This window comes from Streptomyces sp. NPDC048514, assembly GCF_043199955.1.
Classification (GTDB): Bacteria; Actinomycetota; Actinomycetes; order Streptomycetales; family Streptomycetaceae; genus Streptomyces.
In genome coordinates this window covers 88,807-107,895 of sequence record NZ_JBICWT010000002.1, presented here as the reverse complement: position 1 = coordinate 107,895, position 19,089 = coordinate 88,807, and the positions used below count along the sequence as shown (strand labels likewise).

Annotated in this window: 17 protein-coding genes; 6 read left to right on the top strand and 11 right to left on the bottom strand. The window is 74.8% G+C overall.

Annotated features, from left to right (window positions below):
* The first annotated feature begins 245 nt into the window (after nt 1-245).
* Entirely contained in the window at nt 246-2,231 is a 1,986-nt protein-coding gene (locus ACGFT2_RS03400; RefSeq protein WP_393273023.1) for a ricin-type beta-trefoil lectin domain protein, read from the top strand.
* An 18-nt stretch (nt 2,232-2,249) separates the two neighbouring features.
* Here the strand turns inward: ACGFT2_RS03400 and ACGFT2_RS03395 are convergent, their stop codons facing one another.
* The 4 genes from ACGFT2_RS03395 to ACGFT2_RS03380 all read right to left on the bottom strand — a co-directional run bounded on the left by ACGFT2_RS03395 (nt 2,250) and on the right by ACGFT2_RS03380 (nt 6,917).
* Complete coding sequence (locus ACGFT2_RS03395) at nt 2,250-2,762, bottom strand: universal stress protein (protein WP_393273021.1); 513 nt, start codon at nt 2,760-2,762, stop codon at nt 2,250-2,252.
* Between the two features lie 43 nt (nt 2,763-2,805).
* The gene (locus ACGFT2_RS03390) at nt 2,806-4,059 is read right to left on the bottom strand and encodes an SLC13 family permease (protein WP_393273859.1); all 1,254 of its coding nucleotides are present in this window, start codon (nt 4,057-4,059) and stop codon (nt 2,806-2,808) included.
* Nucleotides 4,060-4,668: 609 nt separating this feature from the next.
* Nucleotides 4,669-5,370, bottom strand: a complete 702-nt coding sequence (locus tag ACGFT2_RS03385; RefSeq protein WP_393273019.1) for a DUF4232 domain-containing protein — start codon at nt 5,368-5,370, stop codon at nt 4,669-4,671.
* Nucleotides 5,371-5,522: 152 nt separating this feature from the next.
* Nucleotides 5,523-6,917: a serine/threonine-protein kinase gene (locus ACGFT2_RS03380; RefSeq protein WP_393273017.1), complete on the bottom strand. Its 1,395-nt coding sequence runs from the start codon at nt 6,915-6,917 to the stop codon at nt 5,523-5,525.
* A 47-nt stretch (nt 6,918-6,964) separates the two neighbouring features.
* Here ACGFT2_RS03380 and ACGFT2_RS03375 point away from each other — a divergent pair, with 47 nt between their 5' ends.
* Nucleotides 6,965-7,513 carry an RNA polymerase sigma factor gene (locus ACGFT2_RS03375; RefSeq protein ID WP_393273015.1) on the top strand — a complete coding sequence of 183 codons (549 nt, stop codon included), beginning with the start codon at nt 6,965-6,967 and terminating at the stop codon, nt 7,511-7,513.
* Between the two features lie 154 nt (nt 7,514-7,667).
* On the opposite strand, the gene ACGFT2_RS03370 is transcribed toward ACGFT2_RS03375, so the two are convergent.
* The 3 genes from ACGFT2_RS03370 to ACGFT2_RS03360 all read right to left on the bottom strand — a co-directional run bounded on the left by ACGFT2_RS03370 (nt 7,668) and on the right by ACGFT2_RS03360 (nt 11,745).
* Complete coding sequence (locus tag ACGFT2_RS03370) at nt 7,668-10,058, bottom strand: SpoIIE family protein phosphatase (RefSeq protein WP_393273013.1); 2,391 nt, start codon at nt 10,056-10,058, stop codon at nt 7,668-7,670.
* 422 nt (nt 10,059-10,480) lie between these two features.
* Entirely contained in the window at nt 10,481-11,203 is a 723-nt protein-coding gene (locus ACGFT2_RS03365) for a 2OG-Fe(II) oxygenase (protein ID WP_393273011.1), read from the bottom strand.
* Between the two features lie 32 nt (nt 11,204-11,235).
* Nucleotides 11,236-11,745, bottom strand: a complete 510-nt coding sequence (locus ACGFT2_RS03360) for a methylated-DNA--[protein]-cysteine S-methyltransferase (RefSeq protein WP_393273009.1) — start codon at nt 11,743-11,745, stop codon at nt 11,236-11,238.
* 190 nt (nt 11,746-11,935) lie between these two features.
* On the opposite strand from ACGFT2_RS03360, the gene ACGFT2_RS03355 reads away from it, so the two are divergent.
* From ACGFT2_RS03355 to ACGFT2_RS03345, 3 genes are all read left to right on the top strand, one after another.
* Complete coding sequence (locus tag ACGFT2_RS03355) at nt 11,936-12,175, top strand: hypothetical protein (RefSeq protein ID WP_393273007.1); 240 nt, start codon at nt 11,936-11,938, stop codon at nt 12,173-12,175.
* A gap of 3 nt (nt 12,176-12,178) precedes the next feature.
* Nucleotides 12,179-12,556 carry a toxin Doc gene (locus ACGFT2_RS03350; protein WP_393273005.1) on the top strand — a complete coding sequence of 126 codons (378 nt, stop codon included), beginning with the start codon at nt 12,179-12,181 and terminating at the stop codon, nt 12,554-12,556.
* Nucleotides 12,557-13,045: 489 nt separating this feature from the next.
* Nucleotides 13,046-14,677, top strand: coding sequence for an RICIN domain-containing protein (locus ACGFT2_RS03345; protein ID WP_393273003.1), 1,632 nt, complete (start codon nt 13,046-13,048; stop codon nt 14,675-14,677).
* Nucleotides 14,678-14,904: 227 nt separating this feature from the next.
* Here ACGFT2_RS03345 and ACGFT2_RS03340 read toward each other — a convergent pair whose 3' ends face one another.
* A complete protein-coding gene (locus ACGFT2_RS03340; protein WP_393273001.1) occupies nt 14,905-16,104 on the bottom strand; it encodes a lactate 2-monooxygenase in 1,200 nt (399 codons plus the stop codon).
* Between the two features lie 461 nt (nt 16,105-16,565).
* Between ACGFT2_RS03340 and ACGFT2_RS03335 the strand changes: the two genes are divergently transcribed.
* Entirely contained in the window at nt 16,566-17,000 is a 435-nt protein-coding gene (locus ACGFT2_RS03335) for a protease inhibitor (RefSeq protein WP_393273000.1), read from the top strand.
* Nucleotides 17,001-17,192: 192 nt separating this feature from the next.
* Here the strand turns inward: ACGFT2_RS03335 and ACGFT2_RS03330 are convergent, their stop codons facing one another.
* From ACGFT2_RS03330 to ACGFT2_RS03320, 3 genes are read right to left on the bottom strand one after another with little or no spacing between them, the layout of a single operon-like run.
* Entirely contained in the window at nt 17,193-17,363 is a 171-nt protein-coding gene (locus ACGFT2_RS03330) for a CDGSH iron-sulfur domain-containing protein (protein ID WP_393273857.1), read from the bottom strand.
* A gap of 22 nt (nt 17,364-17,385) precedes the next feature.
* The gene (locus ACGFT2_RS03325) at nt 17,386-18,060 is read right to left on the bottom strand and encodes a HemK2/MTQ2 family protein methyltransferase (RefSeq protein WP_393272998.1); all 675 of its coding nucleotides are present in this window, start codon (nt 18,058-18,060) and stop codon (nt 17,386-17,388) included.
* The gene (locus tag ACGFT2_RS03320) at nt 18,061-19,074 is read right to left on the bottom strand and encodes an iron-containing redox enzyme family protein (protein ID WP_393272994.1); all 1,014 of its coding nucleotides are present in this window, start codon (nt 19,072-19,074) and stop codon (nt 18,061-18,063) included.
* Nucleotides 19,075-19,089 lie beyond the last annotated feature (15 nt).

The following is a 19,089-nucleotide window of genomic DNA, read 5'->3' as shown; positions in this document are numbered from 1 at the left end:
GGAATCAGTTCTGCGGCGTAATGCCGAAAATCGGAAGCTCTCTTGTTACCGCGAGTCGGACTGTGTAAAAGTGTGCGCTGTCGGCGCACGCTCGCCACACATTTTCCCGCTGTGCGCCAGGCTGCTCCCCGTACACCCCCCACGCTTCAAAAGAGCTGCCTCAGGTGGACGTTCGAGCTGCCTCGCGACGTCGCCACACCCGCTGGTACGGACTATTTCCGTATCTTGTCTGGAGGAATGCAGCCGTGAATGAGGCAGGCCTGTCGGACGAGCAGCTGAGTGCCGAACTGAAGAAGTGGACGGGAACGGCACCCGCGCTCCACCCCGTCGGCGAACTCCTCGACAGGCACTGGGAACCGGCCCTCGCCTACGCCCGGCTGTGCACCGACGGCCCGCACGCCGCCGGCATGCTCACCACCGCCGCCTTCACCCGCCTCTTCGGTGAATCGCTCCGGCACAGCGGCCCGACCGCCGCCTGGCGCCCCGAAGTGCTCGTCACCGTCCGCCGGATCGCGGCCGAATGGGAGGCCGGTGACCGCCGGGAGCTGCTGCACCCGCGGTTGCGGACGGGGGACGGCACCGGCGGGCGCGCCGCCGCGAGGCTGCTGCCGCCCGCCGAACGGCGGCTGCTGTCCCGCGCGTTCCAGCGGGTGCCCGCCACCTCCCGCGCGGTCCTGTGGCACATCGAGGTCGAGGCCGAGCCCCCGGCGGTGCCCGCCGCCCTGCTGGGCCTGGACGAGGAGGGCGTCCGCGTCGAACTCCACCGGGGGCGGGAGCGCCTGCGCGAGGAGTGCCTGCAGGCGCACCGCGAACTCGCCTCCGAGACGGAGTGCCGGCGCTATCTGCGCATGCTCGACGTGACCTTCCGGCGCAGCGGCGTCGACATCGATCCGGATCTGCGCCGGCACCTGGCCGGCTGCCCACACTGCAGCCGGACCGCCGAACAGCTCGCCCGGTTCAACACGGGTCTCGGGACGGCGCTGGCCGAGGCGGTGCTCGGCTGGGGCGCCCACGCCTACGTGGAGTCGCGGGTGAGCCGCGCCGAGGCGCCGGCCGAACCGCCCCCCGCCCCCGCCGCCGTGGCACCCACCGCCGGCGAGGCCTTCACCCCCGCCGGTGAGGCCTTCGCGACCGCCGGTGAGGCCTTCGCGACCGCCGGTGAGGCCTTCACCCCCGCCGGTGAGGCCTTCGCCCCCGCGGGCGAGACCTTCGCCCCCACCGGAACGCGGGCCTTCGGCGGCCCCGCGCGTCCGGCCGGCCCGACCGAGGGCGCCGGGTCCGCCGTTCCCCGACGCTCCGCACGCCGCACCCGGCCGGACAACGGCCGTTCCGCGCAGCACGCTCAGCCCGGCGCCGGCCGTTCCGCGCAGCGCGCCGCCCGCCGCGCCCGGCGCCGCAATCTCGCCCTGGCCGTCGCCACCGTCGGCGGCCTGGTCGCCCTGCCGCTGGTGCTGTGGTCCGTGCTCGGCTCCGGCGACACGCCGTCTTCCGGTTCCGGTGCCGGCTCCTCCCCGGCGCCGGGCAAGGTCTCGGCCTCCCCGGGCGCGTCCTGGGCCGGTGCGGGCGGCACCCAGGGCGCCCTGCACGGCCGGCTGCGCAACCTCGCCTCGGGCCTGTGCGTCGGCATCGTCGGCGACAAGGCCGTCGAGGGCGCCGAGACCGAACTCACCGGGTGCTCGGCGGCACCGAGCCGGCAGTGGACGTACGAGACCGACGGACTGCTGCGCAACGCCGCGGCCCCCGACCTGTGCCTGGACTCCCGCCTCGGCTACTCGGTCCGCCTCGCCCCCTGCACCGCCACCGGCTCGGCCGCCCGGAGCATCCGCTACGACTTCACCCTGCAGGGCGCCCTCATTCCCCGGTGGAACCAGGAGCTGGCCCTCACCCCGGCCGCCACCGACGGCTCGGGCGCGCTCGTCTCCAAGCTGCGCGCCACCGGAGCCGCCCAGCGCTGGTCCGTCGAGACCGCCGAGGCCGGCCTGGAGATGCAGAACGTCAACTGGGGCAGCGACAGCGCGCTCTCGCCGCCCCCCGCCACGGGGTCGTCCGCCACCGGCACCTCACCCGCCCCCACGGTGTCAGCCGCCCCCGAGGTCTCCCGGTCCGCCTCGGCGCAGGCCCCCACCCCGACCGCGACCGGTACGGCTTCCGCGTCCGCGCCGTCCGTCACCTTCGGTCCGTGCGGCGAGCATCACTACCGCTGCGGCGGTGGCGGGCGACGGCACCGCTGAGTCAACGGCATCGCTGAGTCAGTGGTGGTGCGGCGGCGGGATCGTCTCCAGGCCCGGAGCCGGTTCCGGCCACACCAGCAGTACCGGGCAGGGCGCGTGGTCGACGGTGAACCGGACGGCCGGGCCGAGGCTCTTCGGCCCCAGCCGGGACCGGTCCCCGTCCCGGGCCAGCACCAGCAGATCGGCGCCCTCGGCGGCGGCGACCACCTCCCGCTCGACCCGGCCCGACCGCTCCTCGCGGCGGCAGGGCCGGCCCAGGCGTTCGGCCGCCGCGGACAGGAGTTCGGCCGCCGAACCGGCGCCGAGCGCGTCCACCAGGTCACCGGGATCGCTGCCCCAGGACTCGTCCGGATGGTGCCCTCGCGTGCGGCCCCGGCCGAGCAGGCCCGCGAACGCACCGTGCGCGAGCCCGGGCACGTCGGGTCCGCTGACGTGCAGCAGCACCACCTCGGCGGCCTGCGGCACGTGGGTGCGCACGGCGTCCACACAGGCGGGCCAGGTGCCCTCGACGAGCCAGGTGATCACTCGCATCCCGCGGTCTCCCTCGGTCGGTGCGAGGGCCCTCGGCCGGCCCTCAGAGAACCTGCAGCGACCCCCACAGTGCCACCACCGCGACGACGAGGGAGGACGGCACGGCGATCAGCCCCAGCCGGGTGAACTCCCCGAGATCCACGCCGTGCTCGTGCTGGTGCACGATCCGCCGCCACAGCAGCGTGGCCAGCGACCCGGCGTACGTCAGGTTCGGGCCGATGTTCACGCCCAGCAGCACCGCGAGGACCGCGCCCGATCCGGCGGGCGCGGCCAGCGGCAGCAGCACCAGCACCGCGGGCAGGTTGTTGATGAGGTTCGCCAGCACGGCGGCCAGCGCGGCCGTCCCGAGCAGGGCGGGCAGCCCGGTGCCGCTCGGCAGGACGTGGGAGAGCGCGTCGGCCAGTCCGTTGTCGACCACCGCCCGCACCACGACGCCGAGCGCGAGCACGAACGCCAGGAACGCCGGCGCCGCCGCCCGGACGACGGCCGGCGCGGTCGCCGTCCCGCGCAGCAGCGCCCGTCCGGCCAGCACCAGCGCCCCGGCGGCGGCCACCCAGGCGGGTTCCACGCCGAACGCGGACGCCACCACGAACCCGGCCAGCGTGCAGGCGACGGTGACCAGCGCGAACAGGGGGGTCTCCGGCGCCTGGCCGGTCTCGCTGCCCGCGGGGGCCGCCGCCGCGAGGTCCCGGGCGAAGAACCGCCGGAACACCACGTACTCGACGCCGATGGCCGCCAGCCACGGCAGTGCCATCAGCGCCGCGAACCGGGTGAAGCCCAGCCCGCTCGCCGCGAACGCGAGCAGGTTGGTCAGGTTGGACACCGGCAGCAGGAGCGAGGCCGTGTTCGACAGATGGGTGCACGCGTACACGTGCGGCTTGGGCCGTACACCGGTCCGCGCGGCGGTGGCGAACACCACCGGCGTCAGCAGCACGATCGTGGCGTCCAGGCTGAGTACGGCGGTGATGGCGGAGGCCAGCGCGAAGACCGCCGTCAGCAGCCGCACCGGACGCCCCGCCGCCCGGTCGGCCATCCACGCCCCGCAGGCCCGGAACAGCCCCTCCACGTCGCAGAAATGGGCGAGCACCAGGACCGCCGCGAGGAATCCGACCACCGGGCCGAGCCGCTCCGCCTCCGCGCGGGCGTGGTCGAGGGAGATCGCGCCGGTCGCGATCGCGATGCCGGCGGCGGGGACGGCCATGACCGCCTCCGGCAGGCCGAGGGGCCGTACCACGGCCCAGGCGAGCACGGCGACGAGCAGCGCGACGGACAGGGCCTCGGCGAGCGGGGTGTTCAGGGCGGGTCCCTCCGGAAACGATCGAGGTGGTGCCCGCCCATGAAAACAGACGACGCCGCACGCGTGAGGAGGAGCGGGTGCCCGCCGCGCCCAGGAACTCGTCCCAGCCACCCTCGGGCGACCGGCCCGGCGTGAGCCTGCGCAGCACCGCTGGGTCCTGTTCCTCCAGCCAGGCCACCAACTGCTTGAAGGGCACGAACCGCACGTCGTCGTACCCCGCCATCCGGCCGGGCCTGCGCGGTACCCCTGCCGTCCGCCGGGTCCGGTCCGTCGACCGAGAGGCCGGTGCCGGAGTGGCAGGCGCCCAGCGTGCCCAGGGCGCCCGCCGCCGCGCCCGCCGCCGGTATCCGCCTGCGTGTGATCCCGCTCATCGTCTCCCCGAATTCCTCGTGCGGCCCCTGCGCGGGGCCTGTTCGCCGTGCGGTCCAGGGGTTCGATGGCGGCGGGGAGAGGAAAGATCGCGGCCGCCGGTGCCTGTGGCCGTGTGACAGTCGGGGCGCGGTCATGGCGAACCCCGCTGCCCGGGGAGTGGGGCAGCGGGGTTCGCGGGCCTGTTCCTGCCGCCGGGTGAGTGGGGCAGGGGGTTCGCGCGCCTTTTCTGCGGGCCGGTCAGGGAGCGGTGCCGGGGCCGAGCACCGTCAGGCGGACGGACGAGGAGTTGCCCGACACCGGCACGGGCCCGCCCGACCACGTCACCTTCAGGTGATCGCGCTCGTCCGGCGGGGTGACCAGCAGCGCGGCCGGAGTGGCCGTCTTCGCCCCGCTGACGCCCGGGTTGGAGAAGGTCAGACCGGCCCAGGCGCTCTGTCCGGGCTTGAGGCTGACCGTCACCGGCGAGCCCGGTTCCCGCTTGGGGTCGGCGCCGAGCGTGCTGCCGGAGCCGTTCACGAAGGCCGCGCCCGGATAGCCGTGCAGCGTGCAGGTCCGGGCGGACCTGTTGGTGAGGACGACGGGGAAGTTCTCCTGGCCGGCGCCCGGATCGTTGCGGCCCACGGAGGCGCGCAGCTCCGAGGTGTGGCATCGGGAGCTCGCGGCGGCCGTCTTTCCGTCCGTGGACGCCGTGGACGCCGTGGACGCCGCCACGCTCGGCGCGGAGGACGAGGCGGTGCCGGCGGAGCCGGACGCGTCGCCGGAGGTGGCCGCCGCCGGGCTCTTCGCGGTGTCCGTCGCGGGCGCGGCCGTACCCGGGGCCGTGATCGGTGGGTCGCTGTGGACGTCCTGGCCGTTGCCGCAGCCGGTCATGAGGCCCAGCACGGCGACCGTGCCGACGAGCAGGGCCCCGTGCCGTGCGGACCGGGGTGTGTACACCATGTCGCTCAACACTCCTGGATCTTCGGGGCGCGCGATGTGCCGCGTGCCTACGGCGCCGGGTGCGCCGTCATTGCGGTCCGATGCGCCCGACGCCGGAAAAGTTCGGCACGCACGGGGTTCTTTTCCCCGTCTTGACCGCGGGACCCGCGTCTTCAGGACACGCGCAGCGAACGGAGTATCCGGTCGGTGGCATCACCGGTGCCCCGCTGGCGCACCTGCACGTACACCTGCGGCTGCGCGGCGCCGCCCGACGGGGTCAGCGCCGTCTCCGTGACCGAGCCGCCGTCGGGGCAGCCGCTCCAGGTGCGTACCAGCCCGTGCCAGTCGGTGCCGGTGAAGGTGCGGCTGCCCGAGTACCGGCAGCCGGCGTGCGCGAGGTCCTTCACCGCGGCGGTCACCTCGCCGTGCTCGCTGACTCCGGCGAACACCCCGTCCACGGCGGCCGTCAGATCCGGCCAGCGCGCCAGATCGTCGGCCACCACCAGGCCCGGCTCGTGCCCCGGCCGCAGCCCCAGCGCATGCGGGTCCCAGCCGGAGCCGCGCAGCTCCCGGCCCCAGCCGGCGGGCACCTGGAGGGCCACCCGGCCGGTGCCGTCGGTGATCCGCGCCGCGTCCGGCGTGCCACCGCCGCGGTGGACCATCGCGGTCACCGCCACCGCGGCGGCCGAGGCCGCGAGGAGGGCGGCGAGCGCCAGGGCCACGGTGTCGAGCCGGCCGCGGAGGCCGTCCAGCCGGCGCGCGGGACGCCCCGCCGGCGGCCCCGCCGCCAGCCGGTCCAGCTCGTGCGCGAAGGCCTGCGCGCCGGGCCAGCGTCTGTTCCGGTCCGGCTCCAGTGCCCGCAGCAGCGCCCGCTGCACGTCCGCACCGAGGTCCGGCCGCAGCCGCCCGGGCGGCACGACCCGGCCCGGCGGCCCCGGCACGGCCCCGGTCACCAGCTCGTAGCCGACCGCGCCCAGGCTGTAGACGTCGGCCCGCTCGTCGATGCCCTCGCCGGGCTCGGCCTGCTCCGGCGGCTGGTAGCCCGCCGAGCCCGCCGCCAGCGTCAGCACCGAGGCCTGCGCGAGGCTCTTCGCCAGCCCCAGGTCGGCCAGCAGCACCCGCCGGGTACCGTCCGGGGCGGTGTGCAACAGCACGTTGGTCGGCTTGATGTCGCGGTGCACGATGCCCGCCTCGTGCAGTGCTGCGGCGCCGCGTGCGGCCTCCGCCGTCAGTGCCAGCGCGTCCCGCACCGGCAGCGGCCCGCCGGACAACAGGTCGGCGAGGGTGCCGCCGTCGGCGTACTGCATCACGAAGTACGGCCTGCCGTCGGCGAGTTCACCGATGTCGTAGACCTGAACCACCCGGCCCGAACCGGCCCGGCGCAGGTGCCGCGCCTCGGCCAGGAAGCGCTCCCTGACGTCGAGCCGGTGCGCCCAGTTCTCGGCGAGGACCTTCACGGCCACCGCGGCCTGCAGCTCGGGATCGTGGGCGAGCCACACCGTGGCGAAGGCGCCGGTGCCCAGCGGCCGTTCGAGACGATAGCGGCCGATCCGCTCCAGGGGGTGCATACGACTATCATGCCTGCCCTGAGATCGACCCGAAGGGGGACCCTTCCGTGCAGGACCAGGCGCCGATGGAAGACCTCGCCCGGCGCGCCGCCGCCGGCGACAGCGCGGCCCTGGACCGGCTGCTGAGCGAGATCCGGCCCGAGGTCCTGCGCCGCTGCGCGCGCTTCCTGCCCTGCCGGGAGGACGCCGAGGAAGCAGCCCAGGACGTACTGCTCCAGGTGGCCCGGCACATCCGTGCCTTCGAGGGCCGCAGCCGGTTCGGCACCTGGCTGTACACGGTGGTCGCCAACTGCTGCCGGCAGAAGTACCGCGAGCTGAAACGGCGGGCCGCCGAGCAGCCCGCCGCGATCGAGCCGTCCCAGGCCGTGGACCCGCGCACCACCAGCGTCATCGCCGGCTCCCGGGTGGACCTCCTGGAGGCGCTGGACCGGCTGGAGCGGGAGCATCCGCACCTGGTCGCACCGCTGGTCTACCGGGACATCTGCCAGCTGGAGTACGCCGAGGCCGCCGAGCGGGTCGGCATCCCGCTCGGCACCCTCAAGTCCCGCCTGCACGAGGCCCGCAAGCAGGTACGCCCCTGGCTGACGGCCCCCTGAGACCCACCGGTCCTACGCGGGCCGGCGTCAGACGTGCCACGGGCTGCACGTGAGCCGGCGTCAGCCGCGCCAGGGGCTCCCCGCGGGCCGGCGTCAGACGTGCCACGGGCTCCCCGCGGGCCGGTGTCGGCCCGCCACCCGTGCTACGCGGGTTCTACGCGGGCCGGTCGTCGCCCTCGTACAGCGGCAGCTCCGCCCAGATCGTCTTGCCCTCCGGGGTGTGCCGGCTGCCCCACCGCTGGGTGAGCTGGGCGACCAGCAGCAGACCCCGGCCGCCCTCGTCGAAGATCTTGGCGCGGCGCAGGTGCGGGGCGGTGGGGCTGGTGTCGGAGACCTCGCAGATCAGCGTGGAGGCGTCATGGATCAGCCGCAGCCGGATCGGCCGGGCGCCGTACCGGATGGCGTTGGTGACCAGTTCGCTGACCACCAGCTCCGTCGTGAACGCGGCCTCGCCCAGCCCCCAGGCGTCCAGCCGCTCGACGACCTGCTTGCGGATCGGGGCGACCAGCGCCGGGTCGTCCGGTACCTCCCAGGTCGCCACCCGCGAGGCGGGCAGGCCCCGGGTCCGGGCCAGCAGCAGCGCCACATCGTCGGGGACCCCGGCCTGGGGCAGCAGGGCCTGCAGGATCAGGTCGCACGTCTCGTGCAGGGAGTCCGCATGCGCCCGGATCGCTTCGAACAGCAGCCCCCGGCCGGCCTCCGGGTCCCGGCTGCGGGACAGCAGCAGGCCGTCCGTGTAGAGGGCCATGAGGGTGCCCTCGGGCAGTTCCACCTCGGTGGACTCGAACGGCAGCCCGCCCAGGCCCAGCGGGGGACCGGCGGGCAGGTCGAGCAGGCGCGGCCGGCCGCCCGGCGGCATCAGCACGGGCGGCGGATGCCCGGCGCGGGCCAGTGTGCAGCGCCGCGACACCGGGTCGTAGACGGCGTACAGACAGGTCGCGCCGACCTCGCCGGGGTTGCCGTCGCCGCTGTGCTCGTCCGACAGCCGCAGCACCAGGTCGTCCAGGTGGGTGAGCAGCTCGTCCGGGGCCAGGTCGATGTCGGCGAGGGTGCGCACGGCGGTACGCAGCCGGCCCATCGTGGCGGAGGCCTGGATGCCGTGCCCGACGACGTCCCCGACGACCATCGCGACCCGCATCCCGGACAGCGGGATCACGTCGAACCAGTCCCCGCCCACCCCGGCCCGCGCGGCCGGCAGATACCGGGAGGCCGCTTCGAGCGCCGCCGTGCGCGGGAGGGTGCGGGGCAGCAGGCTGCGCTGGAGCGCGAGGGCGGTCTCCCGCTCCCGCGAGTAGCGGCGGGCGTTGTCGATGCAGACGGCGGCGCGCGTGGTGATCTCCTCGGCCAGGAGTCTGTCGTCCGCGGTGAAGCCGTCCGGCCGCCGGTGCCGGGTGAAGACCGCCACGCCCAGGGTGAGCCCGCGGGCCAGGATGGGCACCGACATCGAGGAGTGGATGCCGAAGGCGCGCACCTGTTCCCCGCGCGCGGTGTTCCAGGTCAGCCACTTGGCCATGTCGCCCTCGGCCACCGAGGCGGTGATCGTGTGGCCCGCGGTGAGCGAGTCGGCCTGCGGGGAGCCGGCCGGGTACCGCTCGGTCTGCCCGGGCCGCATCACCGCCTCCGGCACGCCGCCGAGGACGGACCAGTGGGCGGCCCGGCGCAGGGTGAGCGGCGCCCTGATGCGTGCCGGGGGCTCACCGCCGTAGTCCTCGGGGTCCAGCAGGTCGACGGTGACGAAGTCGGCGAGGGCGGGCACGCACATGTGTGCCAGCTCCTGCGCCGTGCGGGTGACGTCGAGGGTGGTGCCGATGCGCATGCTCGCCTCGTTCACCAGCTGTAGCCGCTCGCGGGCGCGGTGGTTGTCGGTGACGTCGTGCGCGGCCACGCAGACGCCCCGCACCGTGCCGTCCGCGTCCCTGACCGGGGCCATCCGGGCGAGCCACGCGTGGGCCCGGTCCTCGCCGCCGCTGCGCATGAAGCTCTGCATGTCCAGCGACCGGCCCGAGGCCAGTACCTGGAGCATGCAGCTCTCCAGCTCCTCGCTCTGCGGCCGGCCGCCGATCTCCGACGGCCGCAACCCCCGCAGCCGCTCCTCGGGGAGGCCCACGACGGCGGCCATCCGGTCGTTCATCCGGCGCAGCCGCAGCTGGTCGTCGTACACGGCGACCGCGCACGGTGACTGGATCAGGGCCGCCTCGGCGAGCGGATCGCTCGCGGCGGGCGGATCGGCCGCCATGAGCGGGGTGACCACGAGCCAGTCGCCGCCGTGGTCGTCGCGTGGCGGCCGGCGGTGGGCGAGCAGCCACACCGAGAGGATCCGGCCGTCCCGATGGCGCAGTCCGACCGTGCCCTGCCAGCGGGACCCCGGCGGCGTGGCCGGGGCGCCGTCGCCGGCCAGCAGCTCGGCGGCCGGTCGGCCCACGACGGTGTCGGCCGGGTGGCCGAGCAGGCGCCGGGCGCCCTCGTTCCACTCCAGCAGCGTCCCGGCGTCGTCGATGACAGCCCGGGCCGTCGCCGCGTCGTCGAACGGATAGACCCGGCTCATCGTCGCCGCTCCCAAGCGCACACTCACAGTGAACAGGTGGCACCACTCGGGTTCCAGCCTAGTGCTTCCCGCACTCGCGTGGACCGTGTCCACCGGGCCGCCGTACGAGGGGCCGAACGGGCTCCGGCGGGAATGCGGCCGATCTCCCGACGTGTCCGGCTTCCGGAGACCGGACGGTTGAGGATCACATGTGGTGATCAGTCAGAGTCCGTTCGGTCACGTTCAGTTGTGAGTGAATCTGGGCCCTGATGAGGGACAGCCACCCATGGCGGTCACGCGCAGATCGGTTCTGGCCGCGGCGGGCTCCGTGCGGGTCCGCACCACACCGGCGCGGTCGGCCGCCGGCACCCCGGCCCCGGCTTCCGCCCGGCCATCCCGCGCCGCCGAACCACCCCCGCGCCGAAGCGAGTTGCCCTGCCCGGTCAGGTGGCGTCGTGGAACACCAGGCCCAGGGTCCGCCGCCGCCCCGACCGCACGGTGCTCACCCCGTGCCGCATCGCCCCGGCCGACCAGCCACGACGGGTGCGCACGGGGTGGTCCCGGGTCGTGAACACCAGGCCGTGCCCCTGCCGCAGGGCGGTCGCCGTGCCCCGGGACTGGGCGCGCGGCCGCTGCTCCACCATCAGGAACTCCCCGCCGCTGTAGTCGGTGCCGTACTCGTCGAGTCCCACCACGACCTGGAGCGGGAAGACCAGCTCGCCGAACACGTCCCGGTGCAGGGCGTTCCAGTCGCCCGGTCCGTAGCTCAGCAGGATCTGTGCCGACCGGTCCTGGCCGGCGGCACGGCAGCGCTCCAGCCACTCCTCGAGCGAGTCGGGCCAGGGGGCCGGACGGTCCAGCCGGGCCGCCCAGTCCCGGGCGACCGGCAGCAACCGGGGATAGAGCGCGGCACGCAGCGCGGCCACCGGAGCGGGCAACTCGTGCGTGAAGTAGCGGTACTCGCCGGAGCCGAACCGGTGCCGGGCCAGATCGACCGTCGTACGGAACAGCTCCGGCTCGTCGTACAGGGCCGCAAGGCCGGCGCACTCGGCGGGCGTCAGCAGCGGGCCGGTCGGCGCGCTGCCGTGCTCGTCCAGCCCGGCCGCGAGGGCCGCCCAGTCGGTGCGGGCGGCCCGGCGGTGCGCCTCGGCCGGAGTGAGGGTCATGGTCGCTCCTCCTGTCGTACTTCCTGCGGGGTTCAGGTCAGGGCGGGCTGCAGCGCGCCCTCGTGGGTGAGCAGCCACACCTTGTGCTCCACGCCGCCCGCGTATCCGCGCATCGAGCCGTCCGCGCCGATCACCCGGTGACACGGGCGGACGAGGAGGAGCGGGTTGGCGCCGAGGGCCCGCCCCACGGCGCGGATCTCGGACCGGGGGAGGCCGAGCCGGGCCGTCAGCTCGCCGTACGTGGTCGTGGTGCCGTACGGCACCTCCTCCAGGGCCTGCCACACCGTCCGCTGGAACGGGCTCCCCGTGACGGTGAGCGGCAGGTCGAAACGGGTCCGGCGGCCCGCGAAGTAGGCGTCCAGCTGACGGTGCGCCGCGGTGAACGGCCGGTCGTCGCGGTCCTCCGGACGGACACCGGGCGTGCCCTGCCGCCCGGGCAGGGACAGTGCTGTGAGGTTGAGGCCGGCGGGACCGGCCGCACCGGTCACCAGCAGGTCGCCCAGCGGGCTCGGATGGAGGGTGTGGACGGTACGCGTGTTCATGGCTGCTCCTTCTGCGGCGGTTCCGTGCCGTTCGCGGGCCTTCTCCTTCGGCGCTGTCGAGTCTGCTGCGCCGTGCGCCCGCTGACCGGCGGAAACCGGACATGGCGCTCCCGCCCCGCAGGTACCGTGAAGGCCGCCCTGTGACCTGCGGATATTTACGCGTGAGTACCCCCAGCGGTACCGTGAGGGCATGCCAGCTCTCAACGTGGAGTTCAGCGAACGGGAACTAGAGGACCTGCGGCAGATCGCCAAGGAGCGCGGTACGTCGATGAAGGCCCTGGTGCGTGAGGCGGCCGCCGCCGACATAGCGCGGCACCGGGCCCTGCAGGAGGGCGCTCGGGAGTTCCGGCGCTTCTTCGCCGCCCATGCCGAGGAGTTCGCGGCCGCCTTTCCCGACGACGAGCCCCCTGCCCGGGGCGAGGCCGCCTGAGCGATGGCCCCCGTCGTCCACATCGACGTCCCGTGGCTGCTGCAGCGGCACGAGGAAGTCCTGCCCGACCAGCCCGCGGTGGACGACTTCTCCGCGCTGGTCGCCGCCGTCGCCCGGCACCGGGTGGACCCGCCCCGGCTCGGCGTCGACTCCGACCCCGCCTGGCGCGCCGCCGCCCTGCTGCACACCCTGGCCCTGCTCAAACCGCTGCCCGCCGCCAACGCCCGCTTCGCCTGCGCGACGGCCGTGGCCTACATGTTCGTCAGCGACGTCGGCATCGACCCGCCCTACGGGGCCCTGGCCGACCTCGCCCGCGACCTGATCTCCGGCAAGACCGACGTGTACGGCGCCGCCGACCGGCTGCGCTCCTGGCAGATCTGAACCGGTCCGGCCGGCCGGTCCCGTCCGCTCGCCGGTGACTTCGGCCGGCGGGGGAAGCCGCCGGGGCCGCCGGCCGAGGGCGGAGAGAACGGGGCCGGCGGCCGCTTCACGCGCAGGGGAGCCGCCGTCCCGCGCGGGGCCCCCGAAGAGGGCCGGCATCCAGTCCACCCCAGCGCGCCCGTCCCCCGGGAGCGTGCGCGGACCGCCGATGCGTGCGTTCGCTTCACACGGGGCGCATGCGAAATCGAATGCGCTGGCGGTCGGCGTCCGCTCTGTTTCCTGACTTTCTTTCAAAAGGCTCGATGTCGTACGAGTGCCTTGTTGCCCGTGTGGAGGTTGTGCAAGGGTTGAATCGCCCGTGCGGGGGTAACAGCCGGGACTTTCAAGGTAGTTGGAGTTTGTACCGGCCTGGGTGCCGGTGAATTCCGGCTCCGCGCGGGCGTTCCGGAGCTACGCGACTACGCACCACCCACCAGAGGAATTCCTTCAGTGCCCACCCCCCACCCGCCTCGTCCCCCCTATCCGCCGTCCGGCGAAGACACGGGGGAATCCGACGAGTTCCTCGCCGGCCCGCTGCGCGCCGGCTCCGACGCGGAGGCCTCCCGGTCCACCGCCCTCCTGATGGCCCGGCACTGGCGGCCGGGCCGGGACTACGCGGTCGTCTGCCTGGCCGCGCCGGGATCCCTCGCCCATATGGTCACCGCGACCGCCTTCCACCAGGTCCTCGGCCGGCTCGCCCTCGGCGAACCCGCCGAGGCGCTCCGGCCCCGGCTGCTCGTGGCGGTCCGGGACACGGTCCTCGGCTGGTCCACCACGGACCGGATCACCGCCGTGCTGCCGGGTCTCGTGAAACCGGCCGGGGGCCGCGGGATGCGCGCCGCAACGACCCTGATACCGGAGAACCGCGCTCTCTCCGATCGCGCCTTCCACGGGCTTTCCCGACTCGAGCAGACGCTGCTGTGGCACACCGAGGTCGAGGCGGAGCCGATGGCCATACCCGCCGGACTGCTCGGCATCGACATCGAGAGCGCCGCGGCCGCCCTGGAACAGGCCCGGGAGAAATTCCGGGAAGGCCTGGTACGCGCCCACCGGGAACTCGCGCCGGGAAAGGACTGCCGCTACTACAATCGCCTGCTCGACGTTCCGATCCGCCGCGGCGGCAGCCTGCTGCCCGACGTGCAGGAGCACCTGGCCGCCTGTGCCTACTGCCGGCACGCCGCCGAGCAACTCGGCCATACCGACGCCGCCCTGGGCGTGCTGCTCGCCGAGGCCGTGCTCGGCTGGGGCGCCCGCCGCTACCTCGACTCGCGCCCCGGCCGCCGGCGGCCTGCTCCCGCCCGCGGCGGCTCACGCCGTTCCGGCGGCTCGCGCCGCGGCAGCCCGCGGCGGGGCGGCGGGAGATCCGGCCGGCTCGCCCGGGCCCGGCCGTCGCTGCGCGGCGAGCCCGGTGTCCTCTGGTCGTCCCGGGCGCTGCTCTTCGGCGTCGGCGTGGCCTCGGCAGGGCTGCTGGCCACCGTTCTCGCGATCAGCCTGTGGCCGGAGGGGGGTTCCGGCACCGGCCCGGTCGCCTCCGCCGGCGCCGGCCCCCAGTCCCCGGCCGCCTCCGCCACCGCGCCCGGCACCGCGGGCCTGCCCGCCGCCGGCCGGCCCGTGCGGCTGCGCAACGCCGGCGCCGGCCGGTGCCTGGACGTCGACGGCCGGCCCGCGGCCGGTGCCGGGGTGGTCCTGGCCGCCTGCTCCGGGGCCGCGACCCAGCGGTGGACGTACGAGGCCGACGGCCTCCTGCGCAGCGCGGCAGACTCGCATCTGTGCCTGGACTCGCACGCCGACGCCGGCGTGGTGATCCTCGGAACCTGCGCCGAGGCCGGGTCGGGACGGGGCGACGACGTTCGCTACGAGCTCACGGCACCGGGCGAGTTGCTGCCCCGCTGGGACCTGACCCTCGCGCTCGCCGCCGCCGGTGACGAGCCCGGCGGCGACCTGGTGGTCAGGGTCCGGGACCGCTCCGCCGGCCAGCGCTGGTCGGCCGGCCCGCCCGCGGCGAGCCCCGGTTCGCTCTCGATCGCCGGGGCGGACGGGCCGTCCACGTGGCGGGTGGAACGGCCCGGGAAGGCCATGTGACGCGCAGCCGCCGGGCCCTGGCCCGGGCCGGCCGGCCCGGGACCCGGTGGGCTCGGGCGGGCTCAGGTGGCCCGGGGCCGTCCGGGCCGGGAGCCGGCGGGCTCAGGTGGCGCCGGGGCGTTCGGGCCGGGACCAGGCGGGCTCGGGCCGGGCCATCCGGCCCTGGGCCTTCAGGCGGGGCCGTGCGGGGGGCCGGCCGCCGTGCCGGGCCATCCGGCCCCGGGCCTTCAGGCGGGGCCGTGCGGGGGGCCGGCCACCGGGCCGGGGTCCTGTGCGAGGTCGGCCGCCGTGACCGTTCCCGGTCCGGTGTGCCCCGACAGCGCGAGGGTCAGATCCAGCTCCGCGAGCAGGCAGCGGACGACGTGCTCGACGCCCGCCTGCCCGTCCAGGCCGAGCCCGTAGACGTACGGCCGCCCCAGCAGCACCGCCCGGGCACCGAGGGCCAGAGCCTTGAACACGTCGTCGCCGGTGCGCACACCGCTGTCGAACAGCACCGTCAGCCGGTCGCCGACCGCGGCCGCGACCCCGGGCAGCGCGTCGGCCGCCGCGACCGAGCCGGCCACCTGCCGGCCGCCGTGGTTGGAGACCACCACGCCGTCCATGCCGGTGTCCGCGGCGAGCCGGGCGTCGTCCGGGTGCAGGACGCCCTTGAGGACGATCGGGCCGTCCCAGCGCTCGCGCAGGAACGCCAGGTCCGGCCAGCGGTGGCCCGGGTCCCCGAACAGGCCGAGGAAGTGCAGCACCGCCGCGTTCGGGTCCTCGTGCACGGGCTTGGCGAGCCCCGCCCGGAACGCCGGATCGGTGAAGTAGTTCGCGGTGCCCACACCGTGCAGGAACGGCAGGTACGCCTGGTCCAGATCGCGCGGCCGCCACGCCAGCAGCGGGGTGTCCAGCGTGACGACCAGCACGCGGAACCCGGCCGCCCGCGCCCGGGCGAGGAAACTGCGGGTCACCTCACGGTCCTTGCCCCAGTACAGCTGGAACCACCGCTCGGCGTCCCCCATCGCCTCGGCCACCTGCTCCATCGGCGTGCTGGAGGCCGACGACAGGACGAAGGGCACGCCCTGGGCGGCGGCGGCCCGGGCGGCCGCGGTCTCCGCGTCCGGATGCATGAGCGAGAGCACTCCGACGGGCGCCAGCGCCAGCGGCGCGGGCAGCGCCCGGCCCAGCACCTCGACCGAGAGGTCGCGCTGCTGTACGTCCCGGAGCATCCGCGGCACGATCCGGTGCCGGGCCAGGGCCGCCCGGTTGGCGCGGGCGGTGCTGCCGTCGCCCGCGCTCCCCGCCACATAGCCCACCGGCCCGGGGCCCAGCCGGTGCTCGGCCAGTTCCTCCAGCCGGGTCAGGTCGGTCGGGAGCCGGGGCACGGCACCCGACATCCCGTTCAGATAGATCTCGTACTGGAAGTCGGCCCAGTGCTTCGCCATCTGCCCCTCCCGCTCCTCGGCACCGCCCCTGCGCGAGCCGACGATACCCGTGGGCGGACCCGGGACGGCCGGCCGTCCCGGAGTGGACCTTCCGGCGGCAGCGGTGCCCGGGGGACGGGCCGTCTCCGCTCCGGTTCGCGGTGATCACCGCGACGTGCGCGTGAACACGAGGCGTCACGGAGGGGTTTGGCACGGGCGGCGTCGGAATGTTTCAGGCCGATTAACGAAGAGCTGTTTTTCGGCCATCGGACCACTCGGACCGATCAAGAACCGCTCAGTTGCACGGCCGACCTGTTCGATTTCCGTAACTTCACGCCACTGCTTCAACACGAAAGGTTACCTAAACGTGGGGGGTCGATGTGAGTTTCGCTCGCGGACTCGGCAGAGTGGCGCTCGCCGCTCCCGGTGCCCGACCGGGCCGGAGCCGGCATTCCCGATGTTCGAGCGGAAGGATGCACACAATGCGGAACACCGCGCGCTGGGCAGCGGCCCTCGGCCTCACGGCCGCCGCCGTCTGTGGACCCCTGACCGGGGCCGCCGTCGCTGCACCGGGCGCCGCCCCGTCGTCGCTCTACGCCCCCTCGGCGCTGGTCATGACCACCGGTCACGGCAACGACGCGGCCACGGTCACCCCTGAGCGCGCCGTCACCCTCACCTGCGCCCCCACGGCTTCCGGCACCCACCCCGCCGCGACCCAGGCCTGCGCCGAACTGCGCGGGGCCAACGGCGACTTCGACGCCCTGAAGGGCAAGGGTGACGTGTGGTGCACGAAGCTCTACGACCCCGTGGTCGTCACGGTCCAGGGCGTCTGGCAGGGCCAGCGCGTCTCCTATGAGCGCACCTTCGGAAACGCTTGCGCGAAGGACGCCGCCACCGGCAGCGTCTTCGCGTTCTAGACCGGGATCGCACGGTCCTGCACGCCGGATCAGGTCCGTAACTGGGGAGTGCGGCCCCTGCAGCGGGAACCTGCGATCTCGCGCCGGGACCGACGGGCGGAGTGGGGCCGCCCGCCGGCTCCCGGGCACACAGCCGCTCCCCGGGCCGGCCCGTGGGGGGCCGTCTCGGGGAGCGGCGAAAAACAACCGGTTTCAACCGGCGTTCGGGTCCCTGCGCCGATGACTCGTGTCACACCAGGGATAGCGGCGACTGCGCCGGCATGTGCACAGAGCGACACGGAAACGGTCCGAGGAGACCGTGGTGCCGTCCTCCAGTTCGATCTCCACCGGCCCCTCCACCAGCAGCGGCCCACCCCGCCGCATGGTGATCCGGCGGGTGCGGTCGTCAGCGGACTCGTTCGGCACGGATGACCACCAGCTCTTCCCTGTCGTCGGATGCCGAGAGCAGCCCGCGCCGGCGCAGCCAGTCCTGCCGGGAGCGCAGCACCGGCCCGAAGCCGATCCAGTGGCGCCTGATCACCGCGGCCTTCAGTCCGGCCGCACGCAACAGCCCCACGGTGCGATCGGGATCGCTCAGCGTGGAGTGCACGATTAGCAGCACGCCCCCGGGACCCAGCAGCGCGGGGGCGTCCCGGCAGATCCGGTCCAGCAGCAGCCGTCCGTCGTGGCCCGCGTCCCATGCCCGGGACCGGCCGCGCGGGCCGCGTCCGGTATCGGGCGCCGGGACGTAGGGCGGGTTGGCGAGGATCACGTCGTACGTCCGGCCCCGGACCGGGCCGAAGAGGTTGCCGCGGTGGATGTGCACCGGGAGCCGGGTCAGCCAGGCGTTCAGCCTCGCCGTCCACACCGCCCGGCGAGAGACGTCCACCGCGGTCACCTCGGCGCCCCGCTGGGCTGCTTCCAGCGCCAGCGCCCCGCTTCCGGTGCCCACGTCCAGCACGCGCGCGCCGGGCGGCGGTGCCTCCTCTCGGAGGGCCTCGGCCAGTAGCTGCGTGTCGTCCTGCGGGGCGTACACACCCGGAAGCACCAATGCGATCACCCCGCGCGAGTACCCGCTCATTCAGGATGTATGACTCATTTCCGGCGCCAGGGGTGTCCGCAGGGACGACCGCCCGGCATGCCAGTCGTCGAGCAGCCGCCGGGCCAGCCGGTCCTCCAGGTACTCCGTCGCGTCGATCCCGAAGACGACGTCCGCCGTCAACTCCGGCTCCTGGGCGAGCAGTCCGCCGATCACGTCGTGGCGGACGATCTGCTCGTGCACCGCGTCCGCCTCCACATGCTCGTCGTAGAAGAACTCCGCCGCGGGACCGGCCCCGGTGCGGCGCATCGCCTCGGCGAGCCGCCGGGAACCGGGCGAGGAGGTGATCTCCACCTCGGCGAAATGACCCACCAGCGCGCCGCGCAGCTCGCGGTGCAGCCCGAACAGGGACATCAGGTTGACGACGGCCAGCATCTGCGCGCCCGCCGCGTCCAGATAGTGCCCGTACGCGGTCTCCAGTCCCAGGTCCTCCATCAGGTCGGCGAACAGGCGCGCGTGGACGCGTTCGGCCCGGCCGCCGCCGAACTCGTCGAACTCCACGGCCGCCATCGCCGCCTTGGCCCGGCCCCACAGGCGCGGCAGCACCCAGGCGTGCGGGTCGGCCTCCTTCAGGTGGTACAGGGAACGCTGGGCCGCGTACTCGCGCAGGTGCCACAGCTCGCCCTCGTCGCGCAGGAAGTGGGTGACGCCGGTGCCCTCGACGGGTTCCACCAGCAGGGCACCGAGCGCGTCGTCGAGGCTGTCGTGGCGCGGGGTGTCGGCGCGCAGCGCGGACAGGAAGCACTGCTCCAGCGCGCCGCGGACCCGGAGCAGCCCGGGGTCCCACTCGAGCCGCGGGCCGGCCTCCGCGAAGCCGCGGTAGTGCAGCTCGTAGCAGACGTACAGGGCGAGATGCAGATCGTCGCCGTACGGGTCCGCGTTCTCGGTGTCCACCGGGCCGGGCAGCGGGCCGGCGCCGCGCAGGTACGCGACGACCGCGGCGGACAGGGGACCCCGGGGCGCGGGCAGCCGGGGTTCTCGCACGTGCTGGTTCATGGCGCACGGGTACCC